Origin of the sequence: Klebsiella sp. Lac1, from assembly GCF_009825425.1 — a bacterium.
GTDB classification, from domain to species: Bacteria; Pseudomonadota; Gammaproteobacteria; order Enterobacterales; family Enterobacteriaceae; genus Klebsiella; species Klebsiella electrica.
Map to the genome: position 1 here is coordinate 722,379 of NZ_VJZJ01000001.1, position 25,063 is coordinate 747,441.

Consider the following 25,063-nt stretch of genomic DNA (forward strand, 5'->3'; position numbering starts at 1 on the left):
GGGTAAGCTTGACTCATAACAGCGTGAAATGAGCGGAGCACTACCCATGGCAAAGAAAATCCTGTTGGTCGAAGATGACGACGATATTGCCGCGTTGCTGCGTTTAAATCTGCAGGATGAGGGATATCAGATTGTGCATGAAGCGGACGGCGCGCAGGCGCTGGTGCAGCTGGAAAAGGGCGGCTGGGATGCGGCGATTCTTGACCTGATGCTGCCCAATGTCGATGGGCTGGAGATTTGCCGGCGCATTCGCCAGATGACCCGCTACCTGCCGGTGATTATTATCAGCGCCCGCGCCAGCGAGACGCACCGCGTGCTGGGGCTGGAAATGGGGGCGGACGACTACCTGGCCAAACCGTTTTCGGTTATCGAACTGGTTGCGCGAGTCAAAGCGCTGTTTCGCCGCCAGGAGGCGATGGGACTCAATTTGCTGATGGATTCCGGGCGTATTGATTGCCACGGTCTGAGCATCGACCCGCTTTCGCGCGAAATCAGACTGCATGACGAACTGGTGGATCTGACGCCGCGCGAATTTGACCTGCTGTACTACTTTGCCCGCCATCCCGGCGAGGTCTTTTCTCGTCTGGCTCTGCTTGACCGCGTCTGGGGCTACCAGCATGAAGGCTATGAGCATACGGTCAATACGCATATCAACCGCCTGCGCAGTAAAATCGAACGCGACCCGGCGGAGCCGGAAATCATTCTGACGGTCTGGGGCAAGGGCTATAAATTCGCGCCCGCGCGTAAAGGAGCCGGGCAATGATGCGTCGCTTAAGCCTGAGCCAGCGCCTGGCGTTGGTGTTCACTTCGCTGCTGCTGCTTTGCGCGGCGGCGGTCTGCGTGGTTCAGCTGTATAGCAGCGCGCAATACGGTAATGCGATGGTCCAGCGTCTTTCGGTCGGGCTGGCGCAGCAGATTGTTGCCCGTGAACCGCTGCTCGATGCGCGGGGCCAGGTTAATCGCGAGGCGCTGAAACCGCTTTTCGACCGGCTGATGGTCTTCAATCCCAGCGTCGAGCTCTATCTGGTCTCTCCTGACGGCGAGCTGCTGGCGGATGCTGCGCCGCCGGGCCATATCAAACGCCAGCGCGTTGACATCGTGCCGATCCAGACGTTTCTCTCCGGTGGCACCTGGCCGGTGTACGGCGACGATCCGCGTAGCCAGGATCAGCGCAAGGTGTTCAGCGTGGCGCCGCTGAATGTCGACGGCCAGCTGCGCGGCTATCTCTATATTATCCTGCAAGGGGAAACCTTTAATGAGCTGGCGGCCAGCGCCTGGCAGAAGACGCTGGGAAGCCTGCTTGTCTGGACGCTGCTGCTGGTGGCCCTGTTTGGTCTGCTGGCCGGCGGCCTGGCCTGGTATTGGGTGACGCGCCCGGTACGCCAGCTAACCGCGCAGGTGGGGATCCCCGGAGAAGACAGCATCGGGGCGATTAAACTGCTGGCGGCGCAAGCGCCGGATCCGCATCCGGGGAATGAAGTGGCGATCCTGCATAACCGGTTTATCGACCTGGCCCGGCAGATCGCCGGACAGTGGGATCGGCTGGCTGACAGCGATCGCCAGCGGCGTGAGTTTATCGCCAATATTTCTCACGATCTGCGCACTCCGTTGACGTCGCTGCTGGGCTATCTCGAGACGCTGACGCTGAAAGCCGATCGGCTGAGTGCGGAAGAGAGCAAACGCTACCTCAATATTGCGCTGCGCCAGGGGAATAAAGTCCGCTCTCTTTCCCAGCAGTTGTTTGAGCTGGCGCGCCTTGAGCATGGCGGCATCAAGCTGCAGCCGGAGAAATTTGTGCTGGCGGAGCTGGTTCAGGACGTGGCGCAGAAGTTCGACCTGGCGATTGCCACCCGCCATATCCGCTTACAGCTCTCGCTGGCCGGGGGATTGCCGCCGGTGGTGGCGGATTTATCGATGATGGAGCGGGTGTTGACCAATTTGCTGGATAACGCGATTCGCCATACGCCGGATGGCGGCAATATCAGCCTGACGGCCCGTCAGAAGGGGGCGGAGATGGTGGTTGACGTCGCCGATAGCGGTCCCGGCGTTGCTGGCGAGCTGCGGGCCACATTGTTTGAGAGGCCTTCGGTGCTGGAGCCCGGCCAGAGCCCGGAATCACGAGGCGGGTTGGGGCTGATGATTGTGCGGCGGATGCTGCAACTGCACGGCGGTGATATTCACCTGGTGGATGTGCCAGCAGGGGCCAGCTTCCGCTTTACCCTGCCGTTGCGCTCATAGCATGGGTTCCCCGTTCGTGCCGTACTGGCCGGGGAGAGCGACCCGGAGCAGACATGGCGCCCCGGGTCAGCGGAGGATTACTGCGGGAACCACTGATTGCTGATTTTCTGATACGTGCCGTCCGCTTTAATCGCTTTCAGCGCGCCATTGAGTTTTTCCAGCAGCGCCTTGTTGTCCGGACGTACCGCGATGCCGAGGCCGGTGCCGAAGTATTGCGGGTCGGTCACTTTAGGCGTGGCGACGCCCAGCTGTGGGTTGGTCTTCAGCCACTCATTCACCACAGCGGTATCGCCAAACACCCCGTCAATACGGCCATTTTTCAGGTCGATAATCGCGTTCTGATAGCTGTCATAGGCGACGGTTTTGACTTCCGGATGTTTGTCCTGCAGATATTTCTGGTGGGTAGTGCCGTTTTCCATGCCAATACGTTTGCCTTTCAGATCGGCAAAGGAGTGGAAGGCGTCTTTTTTAGCGATAACCAGCGCCGAGTTAGCGTAGTACGGATCGGTAAAGGCGACCTGCTTGCTGCGCTCCGGGGTAATGTCCATGCCGGAAATCACCGCGTCATATTTTTTAAATTTCAGCGCCGGGATCAGGCTATCGAAAGCGTGGTTGGTAAAGGTACAGTCAGCCTGCATCTGTTTGCACAGTGCTTTCGCCAGATCCAGATCGAAACCGACGATCTGATTGTTAGCATCCATGGATTCAAAAGGAGGGTAGGTCGCCGAAACGCCGAAGCTGATCTTCTCTGCTGCGGCCGCGTTAAATGCGGTAGTGGCGAACATTGCGGCTAACAGTAACTTCTTCATGCGTGTTGCTCCCGTCTGTCAATATTATGGTCGTTCGTCGTTTCCTGACGTGGAATCACCATGCCAAAAAATGAATTTATATTCAATATAAATGTATTTTTATTTAGTTTTCTGCTGGAAATATGTTCAGGAGATCGGTTAAATGCAGCAATCCGACAACCTGCTTGTCGTCGTTAATCACCGGCAGTACGCTGACGGGAGCCGGCTGATGCTGCTCCATGGTCCTGATCGCCTCATCAATTAACTGGTGTTGACCAATGCAGGTCGCGAAAGGGTTCATCAGCTCCCTCACCGGGGTCTGTAAGAAGAGGTTGTTGTACATGATATAGCGGCGGATATCACCGTCGGTAATAATGCCTTCCAGTTCATTGCGGCCATTGACAATCAGCGCTGCCCCGGAGAGATAGCGGGTCATGATAAACAGCGCATCGAGTATCGTCGACTCCCGACCGATAAGACAGGCTTTTTCGCCGCTGCGCATTGCTTTCCCGACCGTTAATAGCCTCCTCCTGCCGAGCGAACCGCCGGGATGGTAGAGGGCAAACGCCTCTTTGCTGAAGTTTCGCTCTTGCATCAGGGTCACGGCAAGGGCGTCTCCGATAGCCAACGCCAGGGTGGTGCTGGTTGTCGGGGCAAGATCCAGGGGGCAGCATTCGTGCTCAACCTGAGCGGAGATAACCACGTCGCTGTATTTTGCCAGGAGGGAGTCAGGGGTTCCGCATATCGCAATAATGGGCACGCCTGTTCGCTTGAGCGCGGGAAGCATATTGACGACTTCGGTCGTTTCGCCGCTGTTGGAGATAAGGATCACGACATCTTCGCGGCTGACTCTTCCCAGGTCGCCGTGCAGCGCTTCGCCCGGGTGCAGATAAAATGAGGGAGTGCCGGTGCTGGCGAGGGTGGCCGAAATCTTATGCGCGATATAGCCGGGTTTGCCCATTGCGCTTAGCACCACCTTGCCCGGTGCATTTAATATAATATTTATCGCTTGTGCAAAACTCTCATTAATATTAGAGGTTGCACTAATTATTGCCTTTGCTTCTTCATGCAATACGTTACGGCCTCGATTAATTAATTCCTGAATGTTTCTTGTTTTATTATTCATAACGAGTTCCTTTAGTCGTTTATCGTTATTATGGTAGGCCCGATCACAATACTCTTTTAATTTTGTGATTGAGTGAATGAACTGTGAATTTGTGATTTTATTCACATCTCCATATTTAAAAAACGGTTAGCTTAAAAATCGAGTGAAGCTAACACTCAGCGAGATAATGTCATGACACGCTATTCAAAAACGCAAAGGGTGCGTCGTATTATTGAGATGCTTGACGTTAATCATTCCACTACTATTAACCAGTTAGCTGAATACTTTACAGTTTCACATATGACAATTCGCCGTGATGTTGAGGAACTCCAGAAGAACGGGCGGGTCAAGGTTATATTCGGTGGGCAAATTATTAAGGGATTCATTAACGAAAGTCCGGAATATAAAGATAAAGCGCAGCACAATATTGCATGGAAGAAAGAGGTAGCGCTCCAGGCCTATAAACTCTTGCGTCCTGGCGAGATTGTTTTTATGGACGGTGGTACCACGGTGAAACAGCTGGCCTGGTTAATAGATATTCCACTAACGGTGATCACTAACGATATTTCTACCGCCTATATTTTGAATGACCGACCCAACATTAAATTGCTTATTTGCCCCGGTGAGTTAGTCAGGGAAAGCCGCTCAGCCTATTGTACCGAGACGCTGCGTTACCTGAGCGAGCATTATACCGACCTCGCTTTTATCGGGGCCGATGGTTTTGATGAGAATTATGGCGCAATGACGACCACGCAAAGTAAAGCGGACTGCAAGTGGATGGCAATGAGCCGTGCCGCAAAGTCAGTCCTGCTGGTGGATGAGAGTAAACGAAATGTCTTCTGCCATTACAAAATAACCGATTTGGCGGAATTCAGTCAGGTCATCGTCAATAGCGATTCGCTGATGAGGTGACATCAACCCGATACGGAGAGGGAAGCACTGTGAAAATTGCAATAATTGCGGACGATTTAACCGGCGCAAATGCGACCGCCGCGCTGTTAAGTACCAAAGGGTTTACGACCATGACCTGTCTGGATAACGACGCTGAAGAGGCGCAGCGCTTTGATGTGGTTTCATTTTCTACAGATTCCCGCTCTGTTTCCTCTGTTGAAGCCTACAGGCGGGTAGCGGAATGCGTCGCGCGGATTAACCCCGAACAGACGTTGATCAGTAAGCGCATTGATTCAACGCTGCGCGGTAATTTGGGCGCTGAAGTTGATGCGGTCATCGATAGCTTCCCCCATCTGATGGCTATCGTCGTCCCCGTTTATCCCTCCAGCGGGCGTATTTGTGTGGGAGGCTCGCTGCTGGTGGATGGCATTCCGCTACAGAATACCGCAATGCGCAACGATCCTAAAAACCCCATGCTGGAATCGTCGGTGGTGGAATTGTTCCGCCAGCAGACCAATAAAAACGTCAGCTATATTTGTCTGCGCGATGTGTTGCGAGGCGAAATCACGCTGACTAAAAAACTGAAGGAGTTGTATTGCTCTAACGTGCGTATTGTCATCATCGATGCGACAACCGGCGATGATATTCAGCAGATAGCCCAGGCGGTACAGAAAGCAAAAATTCCCTGTTTTTGCGTTGACCCCGGCGTGTTTACAGCGCAACTCGCATGGTTAAAATTTTCATCAGGACGCAGGCGGACCAATAAAGTTTTTCTGGCCATTGGCAGTGTTTCTGATTTGACCCAGCGGCAAATAAAAAAATTACGCTACGAGCGCGAAGTATATATTGAAACGCTGTCGGCAGAAGAGTTAATTAATTTTTCTCTTCACCCGGAAAATGCCGCCCAGCTCGTTGACCGGTTAATTGATAAAACCCGGACCTGTGATGTGGTCGGCATTGATTCTGTCGAGGCCCCTGAGCATATATTCAGGCTGGAAACGCTCGCTAAAAAATTTGCGGTCGACAATCATCAGGTCAGCTGCATGATTAATAGCGGTATCGCCGAAGTCGTGGCTCAGGTGTTGAAGAAAGAAAAATCGCCGATCAGCGGACTCTACGGTAGCGGCGGCGATGTGATGGTCAGTATAACCAAACGATTAAAAGGCAGTGGCGTAGTATTAAAAGACGAAGTTGAGCCGCTGGCCGTCTATGGAAAGTTAGTTGGCGGACTGGCTGATGGGCTGCCATTAATTACCAAAGGCGGATTTGTCGGGAATGATAATACTCTGGTGCACTGCATTGATTATTTAGTGACGAAAGTCTCGGGTAACACTGCCATTACCGAAACTGTGTAAATATAAAAGGAGTTAATTATGAGACCGTTGGTGGTTATTCCAATGGGGGATGCTGCTGGCATCGGCCCGGAGATTACCGTAAAAACCCTGGCGTCGGAGCATGCGCAACAATATGCCAGAATGGTCGTTGTCGGCAATAAAACCATTCTGGAACAGGCGATGAAGTTTTCCGGCGTATCGTTATCAATTAACGTCATTTCTGGCGTGAATGAGTATATCGATCGGCCGGGATTAATGAATCTTATTGAGACCGGAGATCTCAATATTGACGTGTTTAAAGCGGGAGAGATTCAGGGGCAGTGCGGCAGGGCGGCCTATGACTGTATTGAGAAAGCGGTAAAGATGACGCTATGCGGCGACGTCGATGCGGTGGCGACGACCCCGATTAATAAGGAGTCGCTGAGGGCCGGGGGCGTTGATTTTATCGGACATACCGAGATATTTGCTCATCTCACGAATACCCACGATCCGCTGACCCTGTTTCAGGTTCGCACGCTGCGGGTTTTCTTCCTGACGCGCCATCTCTCTCTGGTTGAGGCGATCCGCAGCCTGACGCCGGAGAAAGTATGCGATTACGCGCTGCGCTGTACGCGTGCGCTGCAGCAGCTTGGCGTGCCGCAGCCCAAACTGGTGGTGGCCGCGATTAATCCCCACGGCGGTGAGCACGGCCTGTTTGGCCATGAGGATGATGACGTTCTGTTGCCGGGTATTGAGCTCGCGCGTGAGCAAGGCATAGCGATTGAGGGGCCAAAACCGGCCGACAGCGTATTCCATTTTGCTCTGCAGGGGGCATGGGATGCCGTGCTGTCGCCGTATCATGACCAGGGGCATATCGCCACCAAAATGGTGGACTTCCACCGCACCATTTCTATCACCAGCGGCATGCCTGTCCTGCGAACTTCCGTTGATCACGGTACCGCAAATGACATTGCGGGGAGGGGAATTGCCGATCCGGTCAGCCTGATTGAAGCGGTCAGGCTGGCGGCACTCTACGCGCCTTATTACAAAAAACAATAACCTGTGGCGGGCGTCACCGCCCGCTGCCTCAATAATCCGAGGTGAGTATGTCTGATAAACCAGTGGAAGCCGCCGCGACGGGAATGAGTCCGGCATTGAAGGGGGCGCTAGTCCTTGGCATTGGGTTAATCATTTTTAACCCTGGAAGCACCAGCGGGGAGGAGCTCGACAGTTTCCGCGTGATTGGCGGACTGCTGGTCGCAATAGCGGCGCTGCTCTTTATGATCCTTAAAACGCGCATTCCCGCGTTTCCCGCATTGATCATTGCCGCGGTGATTACCGGCTCGTTGGGCGGGATGAAAAGCGAAATGATGATCGCTTCTGTCACCAGGGGCTTTGGCGGGACGTTAGGCAATATCGGCATCGTGATTGGCTTTGGCGTGATGATGGGCTCGCTGCTGCAGATGAGCGGAGCCTCTAAGCGCATGGCGATTTCGTTTATCAACCTGCTGGGCAAGGGACGTGAGGAGCTGGCGCTGGTGATGATCGGTCTGATCGTCTCAATGGCCGTATTCTGCGATTCGGCGTTTATCGTTCTGGTACCGTTGGTTAAGGCTATCTCCCGTTCAACGGGTAAATCGGTGGTTGGCTTAGGGGCAACGCTTGCGGCCGGATTAGTGATCAGTCATAGCATGATCCCGCCTGCCGTTGGTCCGTTTGGCGTGGTATCGCAGTTCAATATGCCGATTGGCCGGTTTATGCTCTGGAGCATGGTCGTGGCGGTACCGGTGGCGATAGCCGGATTCCTGTATACCCGACGTCTTGGCAACGCTATTTTCCTGATCCCGACGGCAGACGGCAGTGGTTTTACCCGTGAGCGCCCCCTTGCCGGCGAGGAAAGCGTGCAGCAGGAGGAGTCTCTGCCGGGTAAAGTGATTTCGTTTGCTCCGCTGATGGTGCCCATCGTACTGATTCTGCTGGCCACCTTCTTCAAGGAGTTCGGCTACATTGACCCGGAGAGTCATACGTGGCAGCAGTCGTTAGCGCAGATGGTCGTCGCTATCGGCCATCCGGTTACGGCGGTGGGGACCGGGTTACTGATCGCCATTATTGGGCTGGGTAGCCGTTACGAGCGTAAAGAAGTCACCCAAAATATGGAAAATGCGATTCGCTCGGCGGGGATTATCTTTCTGGTTATCGGCGGCGGCGGGGCGCTGGGTATGGTGCTGCGTGATTCCGGCGCCGGCAATATGATAGCCGATTACATTATCCGCACAGGCGTGCCGGGCGTCCTGCTGCCGCTGACCATTTCGACGCTGGTGCGTTTAATTCAGGGGTCTGGTACGGTGGCGATGATTACCGCGGCGAGTATTACCGCCCCGATGATCGGGACCTTAGGCGTGGATCCGGTGATTGCTGGCCTCGGCTGTACGGTAGGCTCTTTTATGTTTTCCTACTTTAACGATGCCTATTTTTGGGTTGTGAACCGCTCGCTCGGCGTGACTGAAGTTCAGGAGCAGATCAGGGTGTGGAGTATCACCTCGACTATCCTCTGGGCGACCGGGTCGGTTACCCTACTGCTGATTAACGCGCTGTGCTTTTAAGAGATAAAAAAAGGGATCCCTCAGGGATCCCTTTTAGGGTTAATTCCGTCGTTCGAATGCCAGCGCTCGACGCTCCACTAACCGCATCAGCAGCGTCAGCAGACCGTTGACGATGAGATAGACGATGCCGGCCGCGCCAAACACCATGACGTCGTAGGTGCGTCCGTACAGCAGCTGGCCGTGTCCCATGACTTCCATCAGCGTAATGGTGTAAGCCAGAGAGGTACTTTTGAACACCAGCACCACCTCGTTGGAATAAGAAGAGAGGGCGCGCTTAAAGGCGTACGGCAGCAGAATCGCCAGCGTGTCTTTCTTGCTCATGCCCAGCGCGCTACAGGATTGCCACTGGCCGTCCGGGATGGCGCGGATCGCACCATAAAACAGCTGGGTGGTGTAGGCGGCGCTGTTCAGGGACAGAGCTATCATGGCGCACAGCCAGGGTTCAGAAATCAGATGCCACAGCACCGGGTAGTCCTGCAAAGAGGGGAACTGACCTGGACCATAGTAAATCAGGAAGATCTGCACCAGCAGCGGCGTACCGGTAAATAAGGTGATATAAGCGCGAACAATCCACACCAGCACCGGCGTTTTCAGCGTCAGGACGATGGTGAAAACCAGCGACAGGATCAGCGCGACGACGATCGACGCCGCCGTCAGCGTCAGGCTGGTATGCAGCCCTTTTAGCAGTTCGGGTAAGTAATCGAGCATCAGCCTGGTCTCCGTTCGAAGCGCGTCGCACGTTGGTCAATACGTTTGAGGATGTACTGACTGAGCAGGGTGATGACCAGATAGATCGCCGCCGCGATGATATACCAGTTAAACGGTTCCTGAGTGCGGGTGGCGATGCTCTTGGTTTGCAGCATCAGATCGTTGACGCTGATTAAACTGACCAGTGCGGTATCTTTCAGCAGAACCAGCCACTGGTTGCCGAGGCCCGGCAGCGCATGACGCCACATTTGCGGCATCACCAGACGGAAGAAGATAGCCCCTTTCGACAGCCCCAGCGCCTGGCCTGACTCCCATTGTCCCTGAGGTACCGCCTTGAGCGCCCCGCGCAAAGTTTGCGAGGCGTAAGCGGCGTACAGCAGGGACAGCGCGATGGCGCCGCACAGGAACGGACTGACGTCGAAGTCTTCAATCTGCATCTGTACCGGAATCTGCACAAAACCAAGATTGATCGTAAAACCGTCAGAGAGCGTAAGCAGCAGCTGTGAGGAGCCGAAATAGATAAACAGGACCACCAGAATCTCCGGTAGCCCACGCAGAATCGTGACCACGCCGGTTGCGAACCATGCCAGCGGGCGCCATTTCACTGACTCCAGCACGGCAAACAGCATCGCCAGCACCAGGCCGATGATCAGCGCGCAAACGGCAAGGCCGACGGTCATCCCGGCGGCGCTTGCTAAGGGAAAAATTTCATTCATTTAGCGTTACTTCTGAAACCATTTGCTGTAGATGGTCTGGTAAGTCCCATCTTTTTTCACTTTTTCCAGCGCAGCATTAAATTTCTGCTGCAGCTCGGTATTGCCCTGGCGCAGCGCAATGCCCAGACCGGTACCGAAGTAGTCTTTATCCGTGACCTTATCGCCCACCGCGGCCAGCTTCGGATTGCTCTTCAGCCATTCGGTGACGACGGCATTATCGCCAAACACGGCATCAATACGGCCATTTTGCAGATCCAGTTTCGCATTCTGGTAGCTGTCATACGGCACGGTGGTGATTTCAGGGTGTTTGTCATTAATAAATTTCTGGTGCGTAGTCCCGTTCTGGACGCCGACTTTTTTGCCTTTCAGCTGCTCGAGGCTGGTGAATTTACCCTTCTGGCCGACAAACAGCGCCGAGTTTTCATAGTAAGGCGTGGTGAACAGCACCTGCTTTTCACGCTCAGGCGTGATATCCATCCCGGCCATCACCGCATCGACGCGGCGGAATTTGAGGCTGGGGATCAGGCTATCGAAGGCCTGGTTGGTAAAGGTGCAGGTGGCATCAATTTCTTTACACAGCGCGTTGGCCAGATCGACATCAAAACCGACAATTTTATTGTTGGCATCAATCGATTCAAACGGAGGGTAGGAGGCCTCAGTGGCGAAACGAATGGTCTGGGCGGCAGTAGCTGACAGGCTCATGCTGGCCAGGATCGCGGCAATCAGTACTTTTTTCATCGTCATTTCCCCGAAAACATCAATGTGAAAGATAGTTTTTAAACGCGTCGGTCTGCGGATGCGTAAAGCAGCTGGCATCCCCTTGTTCAATGATGTGACCATTTTCCATATACACCACGCGGCTTGCCGTTTTACGCGCCACTTCCACTTCGTGGGTGACGATAACCTGCGTAATACCGGTGCCGGCCAGCTCGCGAATAATGCTGACGATCTGAGCGGTGATTTCCGGGTCGAGCGCTGCTGTAGGTTCATCAAACAGCAGGACCTGGGGTTCCATCATCAGCGCCCGCGCAATGGCGACGCGCTGCTGCTGGCCACCGGAAAGATGCAGCGGATAACGATCGCTGTAGGGCTTGAGACGAAGACGTTCCAGCAGTTTTTCGGCGCGAGCGAGCGCCATGTCTTTACTTAACCCCAGCACGCGGCAGGGGGCTTCAATCAGGTTTTGCTGCACCGTCAGGTGCGGCCACAGATTATACTGCTGGAAAACCATACCCACGTTCTGGCGCAGCTCGCGAATGGCTTTGTCAGAAGGCGTTTTGGTAAAGTCGAAGTGGTTACCGGCGATATGTAATGTCCCGGAACGCGGCATTTCCAACAGGTTGAGTACGCGAAGCAGCGAGCTTTTCCCGGCGCCACTCGGGCCGAGCAGCACCAGCGTTTCCCCCTGCGGGCAATCCAGCGTGATGTCGAACAGCGCCTGATGCGCGCCGTAGAAGCAGTTAATGCCGTTTAGTTTAATACTCATCTGGGCTGTCTGATACGAATAGCTATTGAGGCCGCAAATACTACCTTTGACAGAATAGTTATGCAATATTTATGCGTTAAAAGTTAAATGTAAGCCGCATTTACCTCTAAACTTAGCACAAAATATGGGTTCGTGGGGTAGGGAGGCTCGAATGTCGGCATAACTGGAGAAATACCGACATTTTACCGGAGTTATCGTTTCAGCGGCGTAGGTTCCACGTCCTTATCCGCGTTTTTCAAGACTCTGTTGCAGGGAACCGGCCGGGGCACGAGAGTTAATGCCAAGGTAACGCACGTCATCGACGGCCCAGCACTGGCCTTCCTGAATCATCAGCACTTCATCCTGCCAGCTTTGGCTGCCCTGTTTTAAATCGACGCGCAGAGGGATATTGCGGGCATCGCGGTTTGGAATAGTGGAGGCGCTGGCCACGCTGGCGCTATCGGCCGGGGTTGTCGAGCTGGAGAAGAGGTTCGATTGCAGCAGCGAGCTGCGGGACGGATCCTGGCGGGCATCGTTTAATAATCTGGCCAGATCGTCGCTGAGATAAGGACGCAGGGCCGTCAGGTCGTTGTTTCGGTGCTGGATCTGATAATCGTAGAATTTCTGCGCCACCTCATCCGGTCCTCCTTCGATGCAGGCCCCGCTGCGGGTGCCATTATCTTTATAGGCGGGGGTGACGGTGGTACAGGCACTCAGCGCGAGCGCGCACGGGATAATAAAAGCAACGAGTTTGTCGCGCATAATGATTTCCTTATAGGCTCACTACGTTAAAATATCTCTTCAAGCATAGCGTATCGATACGACAATGTGCTTGACTCTCTGAGCTAACACCTTGAACGCAAAAGAAGGACTTGATGATGCAATTTTCAACGACTCCCACCCTCGAAGGGCAGCCTATTGTGAAATATTGCGGTGTCGTGACGGGGGAGGCTATCCTCGGCGCGAACGTTTTTCGCGACTTCTTCGCCAGCATCCGCGATATCGTCGGTGGTCGCGCGGGGTCCTATGAAAAAGAGCTGCGCAAGGCGCGGGAGATTGCGTTTGGCGAGATGGGCGAGCAGGCAAAAGCGCTGGGTGCCAACGCGGTCGTCGGTATCGATATCGATTATGAGACGGTGGGCAAGGATGGCAGCATGCTGATGGTTTCCGTCAGCGGCACGGCGGTACAGACACGGTGAGGATACGCCCTGGACTGAGCGTCGCGCTGCTAACGCTGCTGCTGGCGGGCTGCGCGACAGAAAAGGGAATTATTGACCGCGACGGTTACCAACTCGACACTCGCCATCCGGCACAGGCCGCCTACCCGAGAGTGAAAATATTAGTCATTCACTATACCGCCGATGACTTTGACGTTTCCCTGGCGACCCTGACGGATAAAGAGGTCAGTTCGCACTATTTGATTCCCGAGCAGCCCCCGCTGCATCACGGCAAACCGCGGATCTGGCAACTGGTGCCGGAACAAGATTTGGCCTGGCACGCGGGGATTAGCTTCTGGCGCGGCAGCACGCGCATTAACGATACCTCTATCGGCATTGAGCTGGAGAACCGCGGCTGGCAGAAAAACGCGGGGACGAAAAGCTTTACGCCGTTCAACCCGGCACAGATTAATGCGCTGATGCCGCTGGCAAAAGATATTATTGCCCGCTACCACATTGCGCCGCAAAACGTGGTTGCCCACGCCGATATTGCCCCGCAGCGTAAGGACGATCCCGGGCCGTTATTCCCATGGCGGCAGCTGGCGGAGAAGGGTATTGGCGCGTGGCCGGATGCCGGTCGGGTGGCGTTTTATCTCAATGGCCGACCGTCGTATCAAGCGGTTGATAGCGCAGAGCTGCTGGATATGCTCTCTCGCTATGGCTATCAGGTCACGCCGGAGATGACCCCGGCGCAACAGAAACGGGTCATTATGGCCTTTCAGATGCACTTTCGCCCGGCGCGCTGGGATGGCGTCGCCGATGCTGAAACCCAGGCCATCGCCGAGGCGCTGCTGGAAAAGTATGGCCAGGGATAACCTGCGGTTAGCGGTGTAATTTGCCGTGGTCCTTCAGCCAGGCGGCGGTGCGAATAATGCCGTCATCGAGCGTAACCACGGGTTGATAACCCAGCTCTTGCTGAGCGCGGGAGATATCGAGGGTAAAGTCAAAGTTCAGCTTGGAGACGCCGTAGTGGGTAAAGGCGGGTTCTCTGGCGGATTTATTGCCGAAATGCTCCATACTGCGGGCGATAATATCCAGCATCGGGTAGGGTACGGAGCGGATCCGGCATTTAATGCCCAGTTCATCAATCAGCTTCTGCACGATGCTGTGCAGCGTACGCGGTTCGCCGTTGGTGATATTCCAGGCGCGGCCGGAGGGCAAGCTGTCGCACTGCGGCTGGCTGGCGAGCCACATCGCATGCACCGCATTTTCATAATAGGTCATATCAACCAGCGCGCTGCCGCCGCGTGGCAGCAGGACGCTACCATAGTGCTGCATCATTTGCGCCAGGCGAGGAATAAACACTTTATCATGGGGGCCGAACAGGCTCTGCGGACGCAGAATGGTAAAGCGGGTATTGGGGTTCGCCTGAGCCAGCAGATGAATGACCTCTTCACTGGCCGCCTTGCTGCGGGCAAATTCATTGGCGAAACGCTGCGGGCGGAAATCTTCCTGCACATCGCGATGATGGTGATAATCAAAATAGAGCGACGGGGAGGAGATATGAACGAAATTACGCACCCCCCAGGCAACGGCCCACTCTCCGAGACGGCGGGTGGCCCGCACGTTAGCGAGATCAAAAGCCTGCTGCGTACCCCAGGGAGAGGTAAAGCTTGAACAGTGCCACAGGGTATCGATACCGGCGAGCATCACTTTAGCCTGCGAAGAAACCAGTTCGGTTAAATCGGCAGGCACAAACTCGGCGCCCATTTTGCTCAGAAGCTTGCCCATCGCTTCATTACGCCCGGTGGCTCTGACGCTGATGCCTTGATGACGCAGATATTCCACCGCGTTGCGGCCTAATCCGCTGGTCGCGCCGGTAACCAGTACCTTCATATCAACCTACTGTCCCAGAAAAGAATTTCGTGCGCATTTTTCCGTGATTCTCCTCATGATGCAATGAGAATGATGAAAGAATGCCACACATACTGCCTATTTGCCTGTGATTTGTTCGGCCAGCCGGGCAATGCGTCGCGCCATGCCGCGAAAGATAAACAGATGCGCCGGGATCATCAGCAGCCAGTAGAACAGCCCGGGCATGCCGTGAGGATGCCACCAGGCGCGGACATCCAGCTCGCGGCGATCGCCTTTATCTCTGAGCGTAAAACTCAGTCGTCCCAGACCCGGCGCTTTCATGCCGAATAGTAAGGTTAGCTGCTTTTCCGGTTCGACGATAATGACCTTCCAGCTGTCCACCGTATCCCCGGTCTGCAGGTTGGCGCGATCGGGACGGCCTTTCGCCAGCCGGTGGCCGACCAGCAGGTCCATCATCCCGCGGATTTGCCACAAAATGTTGCCAAAGAAGTAACCCTCTTTGCCGCCGATTTGATTAACCACCTGCCACAGCGCCGCCGCGCTGGCGCGGGTGCTGATCGTACAACCGGCCTGTTTAGGGTAGTAGCCATACTCCGGCCGCCAGCGGGCAAACGCCTGGGCGTCATAGCCCCAGTCGCTGGAGTTCGCCAGCTGCTCTTCGTCTTTTAACGTGCGGCGCACCGCCTCATTAAAGGAGATAAGCGGCTGGGGGATCAGCGCGCGCAGGGCGCGATCGTCGGCGATCAGATCGTGCTTTAGCCCCTGAATCAATGCCCGGGCGATGGTGGGAGGCACCGACGTGATCACGTTGAGAAACCACACCGAAATCCAGCGGGTGGGAAACGGAATCGGGATTAACAGGCGCTGCTTGCCGCTCACCGCCATAAAGCGAGTGAACTGCTGCTGGTAACTTAATACTTCTGGTCCGGCGGCTTCCAGTATCCGATGAGCGCTGGCCGGATGATGCAGCAGTTGCACCAGATAATAGAGCAGGTTCTCCAGCGCGACAGGCGTCGTTCGCGAGCGAACCCAGCGCGGCGGCGTCAGAACCGGCAGATTGTAGACCATATCGCGCATCACTTCGAAAGCGGCGGAACCGGCGCCGATGATAATTCCCGCCCGCAGTTCGGTGACCGGGACGGCGGCTTCCCGCAGAATGTCGGCGGTGATTTGCCTGGCGCGCAGATGATCCGATTGTTCCGCTTCCGGCGCCTGCAGGGAACTGAGAAAAATCAGCTGCCGGACTGGCGTGACGCGCAGGGCATCACGAACGTTGACCGCGACCCGGCGCTCGTGGGCAATAAAGTCGCCGCCTTCGCCCATTCCGTGCACCAGATAATACACGGTATCCGCCTGCGCCAGCAGGGCGGACAGCCCCTGCGGTTGGTTAAGATCGAGCGGCTGGCAGCTTACGCCCGGGAGATTGAGCTTTTGCAGTCTGTCGACATGGCGCGCCGCCGCCAGCACCGGGTAACCCTGCTCGCTTAATGCCTGCACCAGATGCTGGCCGATATAGCCGCTGGCGCCGAGCACCAGAATGTGTTGCGACACGCCGGGCTCCTTAGCGTTGCAAAAATGCCTGCCAGTGGCCGACGACGTCCGCAAGCTGCTGGCGGCTGACATCCAGATGCGTCACCAGGCGCACGATCGGCGAAGCATTGATCAGCACGCCGCGCTGCTGCATAAATGCCCCCAGCGCTGTGGCGTGCTCTTCCCCCACGCGGACAAACAGCATGTTGGTATCATGCCGGGTCACGTCGGCGCCAATGGCGCTGAGTTGCCCGGCCATCCACGTCGCATTATCGTGATCCTCTTGTAGCCGTTGGACGTTGTTTTGCAGGGCGTAGAGGCCCGCCGCCGCCAGAATCCCGGCCTGGCGCATGCCGCCGCCGACCATTTTCCGCCAGCGGGTGGCGCGGCGAATGTACTCGTGGCTACCGACCAGCAGCGAGCCGACCGGCGTACCCAGCCCTTTGGAGAGACAGATAGTGAATGAATCACAGTACTGCGCGATGTCGCGCAGTTCGCAGCCGTAATCAACCACCGCATTGAAGATACGCGCGCCATCAACGTGCAATGCCAGATTATGCTTACGGGTAAACTCCCATGCCTCCTGGAGGTATGCGCGCGGCAGAACCTTACCGTTGTGGGTGTTTTCGAGGCTCAGCAGGCGTGTCGGGGCAAAGTGGATATCGTCAGGTTTAATCTTCGCGGCGACCTTATCCAGCGGCAGAGTGCCGTCGGCGGCGGCATCGATCGGCTGTGGCTGAATGCTACCCAGCACTGCCGCTCCGCCCGCTTCATACAGATAGTTATGCGCGCCCTGGCCGACGATATACTCTTCGCCGCGCTGGCAGTGGCTTAGCAGACCGACCAGATTAGCCTGGGTGCCGGTGGGCAGGAACAGCGCGGCTTCTTTAGCGGCCAGCTGTGCGGCGTAGCGCTGAAGTTCATTTACCGTCGGGTCGTCGCCATACACGTCGTCTCCGATCGGCGCGGCCATCATCGCCTCCAGCATGGCGGGGCCTGGCCGGGTTACGGTATCACTGCGTAAATCTATCACGGCATTTCCTTCTGGGTCGATCATCCCGCAGGCGGCTGCTGTCGCGCGCCTTTTGTGTCCCCGATGACAGGCGCGGTGCTGTCGTCGGGGATGCTCGGGCGCGCCGCATCGCGGCATCAGGCATGATTTCAGAGATTAACGAAAAGAATGTTTTACCTGAGCCAGTTGGTTTTCGCCAGTTCGATGACCTCATCGCCGCGTCCGCTGATAATGGCACGCAGCATGTACAGACTAAATCCTTTGGCCTGCTCCAGTTTGATCTGCGGCGGAATGGCCAGCTCCTCTTTGGCGACGACAACATCCACCAGCACCGGGCCATCGGTACTAAACGCGGTCTGTAACGCGCTATCGACCTCGCTGGCTTTTTCGACGCGGATCCCTGTTATCCCGCAGGCTTCAGCAATGCGGGCGAAATTGGTGTCGTGCAGTTCGGTACCGTCGGTCAGATAGCCTCCGGCTTTCATTTCCATTGCCACGAAGCCGAGGACGCTATTATTAAAGATGATAATTTTCACCGGCAGCTTCATCTGCGCCAGCGAGAGAAAGTCGCCCATCAACATGCTAAAACCACCGTCGCCGCACAGCGCCACCACCTGGCGATCCGGCGCTGCCGCCTTGGCGCCAATCGCCTGCGGCATGGCGTTAGCCATCGAACCGTGGTTAAACGACCCGATCAGGCGGCGTCTGCCGTTCATTTTCAGATAGCGCGCGGCCCAGACGGTCGGTGTCCCGACGTCGCAGGTGAAAATTGCGTCGTCGGCGGCAAAATGACCGATCTGCTGCGCCAGATACTGCGGATGAATCGCTTTGTCGCTCGGCTTTGCCAGATCATCGAGCCCTTTACGCGCTTCACGATAGTGCTCAAGAGCTTTATCCAGAAACGTGCGGTCGGTTTTTTCTTCCAGATGCGGCAGCAGCGCAGCGAGCGTGGACTTAATATCGCCAACCAGCGCCATATCGACTTTGCTATGGGCGCCGATGCTGCCGGGGTTGATATCAATCTGGATAATTTTGGCGTCGGTGGGGTAGAAGGCCCGGTAGGGGAACTGGGTGCCCAGCAGCACCAGGGTATCGGCATTCATCATGGTATGGAAACCCGAGGAGAAGCCAATCAGTCCGGTCATCCCGACATCATAGGGGTTGTCATACTCAACGTGCTCTTTACCACGCAGGGCATGGACAACAGGGGCTTTTATTTTCGCGGCAAACTCGACCAGCTCTGCGTGCGCGCCAGCGCAGCCGCTGCCGCACAGCAGGGCGATATTACTGGCATAGCGCAGCACCTGCGCCAGCTTTTTGATCTCTTCCTCCGGCGGCGTGACCGTCGGCAGCGGCGCGGCGTACCAGTGGGTGCTGGCGCTCTCCGGTGCGGCTTTCAGCGCCACGTCGCCGGGCAGCACCACCACCGATACGCCACGGTTAATCACCGCTTTACGCATCGCGATGGCCAGCACCTGTGGGATTTGCTCTGGCGTGGAGACCAGCTCGCAATAGTGGCTGCATTCACGAAACAGCTCCTGCGGATGGGTTTCCTGGAAATAGCCGCTGCCGATTTCACTGGAGGGAATATGGGCGGCGATGGCGACCACGGGAACATGATTGCGATGGCAGTCGAAAAGGCCGTTAATGAGATGGAGGTTACCCGGGCCGCATGAACCTGCGCATACTGCCAGCTCTCCGGTTAACTGCGCTTCGGCGCCAGCCGCAAAGGCGGCGACTTCTTCATGTCGGGTGGGCATCCAGGCAATGGTGCCCATCCGGTTCAGGCTATCGCTCAGTCCGTTGAGGGAGTCGCCGGTGACGCCCCATATGCGTTTTACGCCGGCCTGTTCAAGTGTTTTTGCTATATATGCCGCCACGGTTTGTTTCATGGTTCTCCAGCTCCTTTTTGTGATAACGCCTACAAGCTTAGATGAAACTGATGGGCATGCCGGTGAATCACCCTGATAAAAATCAATTCTTCATGCGCAATGATTAGGCATAATCTGATCGGGTCTCAGGTGCAAACAGGAATCATTTCAAATGATAAAGTCACTGTTAATCAATGTTAATAAAATGCTAGCGAAAGACGATGTCGGCAAACTCTTGTTACGACTTACCGTGGGCGGGCTGATGTTGTTTCATGGATTACACAAACTGTTTGAGGGGGTAGATGGCATCAGCGGCATGCTGGTGGCGAAAGGGTTGCCGGGATTTATCGCCTACGGCGTCCTGATTGGTGAAGTGGTTGCGCCGTGTCTGATTATTCTTGGTATCCTCACCCGACCAGCAGCGCTGGTGCTGGCGTTTACGATGATCGTCGCATGGCTGATGGTTGGCACCGGTGAAACTTTTGCGTTGGATGCGGTTGGTGCATGGGCGCTCGAAAGCCTGGTCTATTTCTTTACTGGCGCGCTGGCGATTGCCTGTCTTGGGGCGGGGCGTTTCTCGGTGGCGGGAAATTCGGTCTGGCGGTGAGGCATTGCCGGATGGCGCTGCGCTTATCCGGCCTACAACGACTACAGCGATTCCCACAGGCCCGGTAAGCGTCACCGGGCATTTTTATCGGTTGGCACGGAGTTTATCCGACCGACAAATGACAACGATTCTCGTCGGTGGGACACCTCCCGGTGGCGGGAAATGCGGTCTGGCGATGAGGCATTGCCGGATGGCGCGGCGCTTATCCGGCCTACAACGACTACAGCGATTCCCACAGGCCCGGTAAGCGTCAGCGCCACCGGGCATTTTTATCGGTTGGCACGGAGTTTACCCGACCGACAAATGACAACGATTCTCGTCGGTGGGACACCTCCCGGTGGCGGTAATTCGGTCTGGCAGTGAGGCATTGCCGGATGGCGCGGCGCTTATCCGGCCTACATCGACTACAGCGACTCCCACAGGCCCGGTAAGCGTCAGCGCCACCGGGCATTTTTTTCGGTTGGCACGGAGTTTATCCGACCGACAAATGACAACGATTCTCGCCGGTCGGACACGTCTACGATCAGGCGAGAACCAGATCGCCCTGTGGATGGCAGGAGCAGGCCAGCACGTAGCCGTCAGCGATTTCTGCCTCGCTCAGCGTCATGGTGCTGCTGACCGTGTAATCGCCGGAAACCACTTTGGTTTTGCAGCAGCCGCATACGCCTGCGCGGCAGGCGACGGTCACCGGCACCTGGTTGCTTTCCAGCGCCTCCAGCAGCGTGGTGCCGACCGGCGCATAAAACGCTTTCGCTGGCTGCAGTTTGGTGAACTTCAGTCCGTCGCTGGCCGCTTGTGCCACCGGCGTAAAGAACTTCTCTTTAAAGAAGCGGGTCACGCCAAGCGCGGCGACTTCCTGTTCGACCCAGTCCATATAAGGCGCTGGTCCGCAGGTCATGACCGTCCGGGCCGCGAGATCCGGCACGCTATTCAGTAACTCGGTGGTCAGACGCCCGGCGACAAAACCGTGGGCGGCGTTGTTTTCCGCGACCAGCGTCACCGGATACTGCCGCCACTCATCGGCGAAAATCACCTCCTGAGGCGAGCAAATATTGTAAATCACCTGCACATCGGCCTGCGGACGATATTTGGCCAACCAGCGGCGCATCGACATAATCGGCGTGACGCCGCAGCCGGCGGCCAGCATCAGGAACTTATCATCGGCTTTATCTTCACAGGTGAACTCACCCATCGCGTCGGACAGCCAGAGATAATCTCCGCGTTTGAGGTCACGGGTCAGCCACTGTGAGCCCGCGCCCTCGTCAATCCGGCGAACGGTCAGCGTAATGTATTCGCTGACCCCCGGGGTCGAGGAGAGGGTATAGGCGCGCAGCGTTTCCGCCGAATGTCGTACGCTCACCAGCGCATATTGCCCGGCGCGGTACGGATAATAGTCGTGACACAGCAGCGAAATTGTCCAGACATCCGGCGTCTCCTGATGGATGTGATGAACCTGCATCCGCCACGGGCACTGATGGGTTGGCATGGTCATTCTCTTACTCCTTACGCGCTCAACAGCTGCTGCATGTCTTGTTCTACGGTCGTCACTGAACGCAAGCCAAACTTCTCATTGAGAATCGCCAGCAGGTCCGGCGTGAAGAAGCCCGGGGCGGTTGGGCCGGTCACGATATTCTTCACCCCCAGCGAAAGCAGGGTCAGCAGAATCACGATCGCTTTTTGCTCAAACCAGGAGAGTACCAGCGAGAGCGGCAGATCGTTGACGCCGCAGCCCAGTTTCTCTGCCAGCGTCACCGCCAGAATAATCGCCGAGTAGGCGTCGTTACACTGACCGGCATCCACCAGACGCGGCAAACCTTCGATATCGCCGAACTCCAGTTTGTTAAAGCGGTATTTACCGCAGGCCAGAGTCAGGATCAGGCAGTCATCCGGCACGCTGGTGGCGAAATCGGTGAAGTAATTACGTTCGCCGCGCGCGCCGTCGCAGCCGCCAACCAGGAAGATATGGCGCAGTTTTTCACGGCTCACCAGGTCGATGAGGGTATCTGCAGCGCCCAGCAGCGTCTGGCGACCGAAGCCGACGGTGATCAGATGCGGAATTTCGCTGTACGGGAAGCCCGCCATCTGCTGCGCCTGAGCGATAACCGGAGCAAAATCATCCCCTTCAAGGTGACTGACGCCCGGCCAGCCGACAATGCTGCGGGTCCAGATACGGTCATCATAGGCGCCAACGGTCGGGTCGATAATGCAGTTCGAGGTCATCACCACAGGCCCCGGGAAGCGGGCAAATTCTACCTGCTGATTTTGCCAGCCGCTGCCGTAGTTACCGATCAGGTGTTTGAATTTACGCAGCTCCGGATAGCCGTGCGCCGGCAGCATTTCACCGTGGGTATAGACGTTAACGCCGGTGCCTTCGGTCTGCTCCAGCAGGTTGTACAGATCTTTCAGGTCGTGGCCGGAGATCAGGATGCACTTGCCTTCGCTCGCTTTGACGTTGACCTGAGTCGGCGTCGGGTGACCATATTTAGACGTTTCACCGGCATCCAGAATGCTCATCACGTTGAAGTTCATCTGGCCAATTTCCATTGAACACTCCAGCAGAGCGTTCAAATCGGCGGGCCAGGTACCCAGCCAGGCCATGATTTTGTGGTACTGCGCATAGATGTCATTGTCGTACTGACCGAGAACGTGCGCGTGCTCCATATAGGCCGCTGCGCCTTTCAGACCGTACAGACACAGCAGACGCAGGCCGAGGATGTTCTCGCCAATGGCCGCTTTATCTTTATTCGGGGTAAATTCGGCCGCCTGACGCTGCAGGTCGCCGAGATCATCGCTCACCAGTTGCAGATCGGCCATCGGGTTATCGACGCTGGCGGTCGCATCCACGCTCAGGCACCGTGCTTTCAGCGCCTCGCGCATGGCAATAGCCTCACGCGCGTAGCCGACAATCCGCGGGGAGTCGAAGTTAACGTTGGTCAGCGTAGAGAAAAATGCGCGCGGGGCAAAATTATCAACCTCATGATCGATGATGCCATATTCACGGGCTTTTACCGCCCAGGCAGACAGACCTTGTAGGGAAGCAATCAGCAGATCCTGGAGATCGGAGGTTTCTGCCGTTTTACCGCACATACCCTGCGCGTAAGAGCAGCCGTTGCCTGCCGGGGTACGGATGGTTTGTTCACATTGCACACAAAACATGGTCACACCTTTTAAAGTTATATTTGATATACATGTTTAAGGTTATGCCTGCAAAAGAAGGGAGAAAAGGTATTTCTGATACAATTTAAAGGGAGATTGATTTAGCGCAAATTTGGTAGCGACAGGCTACCGCCACGAGGAGCGATCTTTTCCCCCGACGGCGGCGAATACCGTCGCAGGGGGCAGAGCGAAGGCGCTTCAGGCGGTGAAGAGGGCGATCAGCACTGGCACCAGCAGGCTCAGCACAAAACCGTGAACGATGGCGGCAGGGACAATCTCGACGCCGCCGGAACGCTGTAAAACCGGCAGGGTAAAGTCCATTGAGGTGGCGCCGCACAGCCCTAATGCCGTGGAGCGGCTGCGGCGAACCAGGCCGGGGATCAGCATGATGGCCAACAGCTCGCGGGAAAGATCGTTGAAGAATGCGGCGCTGCCGATGACCGGGCCAAAGGATTCGGTCATCAGGATCCCGGAGAGCGAATACCAGCCGAAGCCGGAGGCCATTGCCAGACCGGTCTTCAGCGGCAGGTCGAGAATAAAGGCGTTAATCACGCCGCCGGCTAATGAACTCACGGTGACAACCACCGCCACAATCATGCCGCGGCGATTAAGCACAATTTGACGTAAGGTCATTCCGTTATTACGCAGCTGAATACCAATCAGGAACAGCAGGAAGATCAGCGTATATTCGCTCGCCTCGGTGGCATGCTGTAAAAATGACAAACCGCTCAGACCAATCAGAAAACCAATAAGCACCACGCCGCACAGCTGCAGGGATTCCATCGCCATTGCGATGCGGGAAGGTAATTTCTCCTGCCGGTGCTGGTGGCGCCACGGCATTTTCTGCTCCAGCCACATTAATGCGGCAATATTACACAGTAGAATAACAACCACGCTGACCGCCGCATAATGAAGAATGGACAGCAGGTTGCTGGATAAATTGTCGAGGAAGGCGAGACTAATCCCCATGAAAAAGAGGATGACGTAGACAATCCAGCTCAACAGTCGCGCAATAAGTTTTAGTGCCGAAGGGTGACGCAGAGGAATAAGGTAGCCGACAATCAATGGCAGCAGAATGATTAATAATCCCGAAAACATGAACGATCTGGTCCTTGCAGAATGAGTTGAGCGCCACTGACACTACCCAAATCAGAGAACCGAGTAAAGCTGTGCCTGAAAAGAAAGGCCCGGCATTGCGGTAATGCCGGGCCTTGCGTGAAAGCAGATAACCCGATAAATGGTTAATCGCGTTTTTCCAGCAGCGTGCGATACAACACGCCGCCAAGGATACCGCCGATAATCGGCATCACCCAGAATAACCACAGCTGCTGCAGCGCCCAGCCGCCCTGGAAAATCGCCACCGCGGTGCTTCGCGCCGGGTTAACAGAGGTATTGGTAACCGGAATGCTGATCAGGTGGATTAAGGTCAGCGCCAGGCCAATCGCAATCGGGGCAAAGCCGGCCGGCGCGTTTTTATCCGTTGCGCCATGAATCACCAGCAGGAAGCCGCAGGTCAGGACAATTTCAATCACCATGGCCGACAGCATGGAGTAGCCGCCCGGCGAGTGTTCCCCGAAGCCGTTGGAAGCAAAGCCGCTGGCCGCGGCATCAAAACCGGCTTTACCGCTGGCAACCACATACAAAACGGCGGCAGCAATAATACCGCCCACAACCTGAGCGATAATATAGCCAACCACGTCCTTCGCCGGGAAACGACCGCCGGCCCACAGGCCTAAAGTGACCGCCGGGTTGAAGTGTCCGCCGGAAATATGACCGACGGCAAATGCCATGGTTAATACGGTTAAACCGAAGGCTAAAGCCACCCCGGCAAACCCAATTCCCAGCTCCGGGAAGGCAGCGGCGAGCACTGCGCTACCACAGCCACCAAACACAAGCCAGAATGTACCAAAACATTCCGCTGCTAATTTTCTGAACATAACCACCTCAAAAGAATAATGTATACGGGCATACTTTTTGATGCCGTTCTTTATTTATCAACGTAAAGGATGATGATAAAAATAAAACGAC

General features: G+C 55.9%; 24 protein-coding genes. 9 read left to right on the top strand and 15 right to left on the bottom strand.

The window, feature by feature from the left end:
* The first annotated feature begins 46 nt into the window (after positions 1 to 46).
* Together FNY10_RS03500 and FNY10_RS03505 are read left to right on the top strand one after the other, a co-directional pair.
* On the top strand, positions 47 to 763 hold the full coding sequence (locus FNY10_RS03500; protein ID WP_100683991.1) for a response regulator transcription factor: 717 nt from the start codon (positions 47 to 49) through the stop codon (positions 761 to 763).
* Positions 760 to 2,238: a sensor histidine kinase gene (locus FNY10_RS03505; protein WP_160703999.1), complete on the top strand. Its 1,479-nt coding sequence runs from the start codon at positions 760 to 762 to the stop codon at positions 2,236 to 2,238. Before FNY10_RS03500 ends, FNY10_RS03505 begins: the two co-directional genes overlap by 4 nt.
* Before the next feature lie 77 nt (positions 2,239 to 2,315).
* On the opposite strand, the gene artJ is transcribed toward FNY10_RS03505, so the two are convergent.
* Both artJ and FNY10_RS03515 read right to left on the bottom strand, forming a co-directional pair.
* The gene (gene artJ, locus FNY10_RS03510) at positions 2,316 to 3,047 is read right to left on the bottom strand and encodes an arginine ABC transporter substrate-binding protein ArtJ (protein WP_131048298.1); all 732 of its coding nucleotides are present in this window, start codon (positions 3,045 to 3,047) and stop codon (positions 2,316 to 2,318) included.
* A gap of 103 nt (positions 3,048 to 3,150) precedes the next feature.
* A complete protein-coding gene (locus FNY10_RS03515; RefSeq protein WP_267459461.1) occupies positions 3,151 to 3,999 on the bottom strand; it encodes a KpsF/GutQ family sugar-phosphate isomerase in 849 nt (282 codons plus the stop codon).
* A 324-nt stretch (positions 4,000 to 4,323) separates the two neighbouring features.
* On the opposite strand from FNY10_RS03515, the gene FNY10_RS03520 reads away from it, so the two are divergent.
* The 4 genes from FNY10_RS03520 to FNY10_RS03535 are packed head-to-tail and all read left to right on the top strand — an operon-like array spanning position 4,324 to position 8,938.
* Entirely contained in the window at positions 4,324 to 5,043 is a 720-nt protein-coding gene (locus FNY10_RS03520; protein ID WP_100683987.1) for a DeoR/GlpR family DNA-binding transcription regulator, read from the top strand.
* A gap of 29 nt (positions 5,044 to 5,072) precedes the next feature.
* Positions 5,073 to 6,377, top strand: coding sequence for a four-carbon acid sugar kinase family protein (locus FNY10_RS27280; protein ID WP_416309065.1), 1,305 nt, complete (start codon positions 5,073 to 5,075; stop codon positions 6,375 to 6,377).
* A gap of 18 nt (positions 6,378 to 6,395) precedes the next feature.
* Positions 6,396 to 7,394: a 4-hydroxythreonine-4-phosphate dehydrogenase PdxA gene (gene pdxA, locus FNY10_RS03530; protein WP_100683985.1), complete on the top strand. Its 999-nt coding sequence runs from the start codon at positions 6,396 to 6,398 to the stop codon at positions 7,392 to 7,394.
* Between the two features lie 47 nt (positions 7,395 to 7,441).
* On the top strand, positions 7,442 to 8,938 hold the full coding sequence (locus FNY10_RS03535; RefSeq protein WP_131048301.1) for a GntP family permease: 1,497 nt from the start codon (positions 7,442 to 7,444) through the stop codon (positions 8,936 to 8,938).
* Between the two features lie 39 nt (positions 8,939 to 8,977).
* On the opposite strand, the gene artM is transcribed toward FNY10_RS03535, so the two are convergent.
* From artM to FNY10_RS03560, 5 genes are all read right to left on the bottom strand, one after another.
* On the bottom strand, positions 8,978 to 9,646 hold the full coding sequence (gene artM / locus FNY10_RS03540; RefSeq protein WP_100683983.1) for an arginine ABC transporter permease ArtM: 669 nt from the start codon (positions 9,644 to 9,646) through the stop codon (positions 8,978 to 8,980).
* A complete protein-coding gene (artQ, locus tag FNY10_RS03545; RefSeq protein ID WP_131048302.1) occupies positions 9,646 to 10,362 on the bottom strand; it encodes an arginine ABC transporter permease ArtQ in 717 nt (238 codons plus the stop codon). The genes artM and artQ overlap by 1 nt, the downstream gene beginning before the upstream one ends.
* A 6-nt stretch (positions 10,363 to 10,368) precedes the next feature.
* Complete coding sequence (gene artI / locus FNY10_RS03550; RefSeq protein ID WP_131048303.1) at positions 10,369 to 11,100, bottom strand: arginine ABC transporter substrate-binding protein ArtI; 732 nt, start codon at positions 11,098 to 11,100, stop codon at positions 10,369 to 10,371.
* 19 nt (positions 11,101 to 11,119) lie between these two features.
* On the bottom strand, positions 11,120 to 11,848 hold the full coding sequence (gene artP / locus FNY10_RS03555; RefSeq protein ID WP_100683980.1) for an arginine ABC transporter ATP-binding protein ArtP: 729 nt from the start codon (positions 11,846 to 11,848) through the stop codon (positions 11,120 to 11,122).
* A gap of 222 nt (positions 11,849 to 12,070) precedes the next feature.
* A complete protein-coding gene (locus FNY10_RS03560; protein ID WP_131048304.1) occupies positions 12,071 to 12,589 on the bottom strand; it encodes a lipoprotein in 519 nt (172 codons plus the stop codon).
* Positions 12,590 to 12,705: 116 nt separating this feature from the next.
* Between FNY10_RS03560 and FNY10_RS03565 the strand changes: the two genes are divergently transcribed.
* Together FNY10_RS03565 and FNY10_RS03570 are read left to right on the top strand one after the other, a co-directional pair.
* The gene (locus tag FNY10_RS03565) at positions 12,706 to 13,026 is read left to right on the top strand and encodes a heavy metal-binding domain-containing protein (protein ID WP_100684089.1); all 321 of its coding nucleotides are present in this window, start codon (positions 12,706 to 12,708) and stop codon (positions 13,024 to 13,026) included.
* Between the two features lie 2 nt (positions 13,027 to 13,028).
* Positions 13,029 to 13,859 (top strand): N-acetylmuramoyl-L-alanine amidase, encoded by an 831-nt coding sequence (locus FNY10_RS03570; protein WP_160704071.1) that lies wholly within the window; start codon positions 13,029 to 13,031, stop codon positions 13,857 to 13,859.
* A gap of 7 nt (positions 13,860 to 13,866) precedes the next feature.
* Here FNY10_RS03570 and FNY10_RS03575 read toward each other — a convergent pair whose 3' ends face one another.
* From FNY10_RS03575 to poxB, 4 genes are all read right to left on the bottom strand, one after another.
* On the bottom strand, positions 13,867 to 14,880 hold the full coding sequence (locus tag FNY10_RS03575; RefSeq protein ID WP_131048305.1) for an NAD-dependent epimerase/dehydratase family protein: 1,014 nt from the start codon (positions 14,878 to 14,880) through the stop codon (positions 13,867 to 13,869).
* A gap of 96 nt (positions 14,881 to 14,976) precedes the next feature.
* Entirely contained in the window at positions 14,977 to 16,410 is a 1,434-nt protein-coding gene (locus tag FNY10_RS03580; RefSeq protein ID WP_141965016.1) for an SDR family oxidoreductase, read from the bottom strand.
* 10 nt (positions 16,411 to 16,420) lie between these two features.
* Entirely contained in the window at positions 16,421 to 17,422 is a 1,002-nt protein-coding gene (gene ltaE, locus FNY10_RS03585; RefSeq protein WP_160703995.1) for a low-specificity L-threonine aldolase, read from the bottom strand.
* Positions 17,423 to 17,574: 152 nt separating this feature from the next.
* A complete protein-coding gene (gene poxB / locus FNY10_RS03590) occupies positions 17,575 to 19,293 on the bottom strand; it encodes a ubiquinone-dependent pyruvate dehydrogenase (protein WP_160703993.1) in 1,719 nt (572 codons plus the stop codon).
* 151 nt (positions 19,294 to 19,444) lie between these two features.
* On the opposite strand from poxB, the gene FNY10_RS03595 reads away from it, so the two are divergent.
* Entirely contained in the window at positions 19,445 to 19,879 is a 435-nt protein-coding gene (locus FNY10_RS03595; RefSeq protein WP_141965013.1) for a DoxX family protein, read from the top strand.
* Positions 19,880 to 20,402: 523 nt separating this feature from the next.
* Here FNY10_RS03595 and hcr read toward each other — a convergent pair.
* The 4 genes from hcr to aqpZ all read right to left on the bottom strand — a co-directional run bounded on the left by hcr (position 20,403) and on the right by aqpZ (position 24,972).
* Positions 20,403 to 21,371 (bottom strand): NADH oxidoreductase, encoded by a 969-nt coding sequence (gene hcr / locus FNY10_RS03600; protein WP_160703991.1) that lies wholly within the window; start codon positions 21,369 to 21,371, stop codon positions 20,403 to 20,405.
* Positions 21,372 to 21,382: 11 nt separating this feature from the next.
* Positions 21,383 to 23,035: a hydroxylamine reductase gene (gene hcp, locus FNY10_RS03605; protein WP_100685454.1), complete on the bottom strand. Its 1,653-nt coding sequence runs from the start codon at positions 23,033 to 23,035 to the stop codon at positions 21,383 to 21,385.
* A 198-nt stretch (positions 23,036 to 23,233) separates the two neighbouring features.
* A complete protein-coding gene (locus FNY10_RS03610) occupies positions 23,234 to 24,133 on the bottom strand; it encodes a lysine exporter LysO family protein (protein ID WP_100685455.1) in 900 nt (299 codons plus the stop codon).
* 143 nt (positions 24,134 to 24,276) lie between these two features.
* The gene (gene aqpZ / locus FNY10_RS03615; RefSeq protein WP_131048311.1) at positions 24,277 to 24,972 is read right to left on the bottom strand and encodes an aquaporin Z; all 696 of its coding nucleotides are present in this window, start codon (positions 24,970 to 24,972) and stop codon (positions 24,277 to 24,279) included.
* Positions 24,973 to 25,063: the final 91 nt, after the last annotated feature.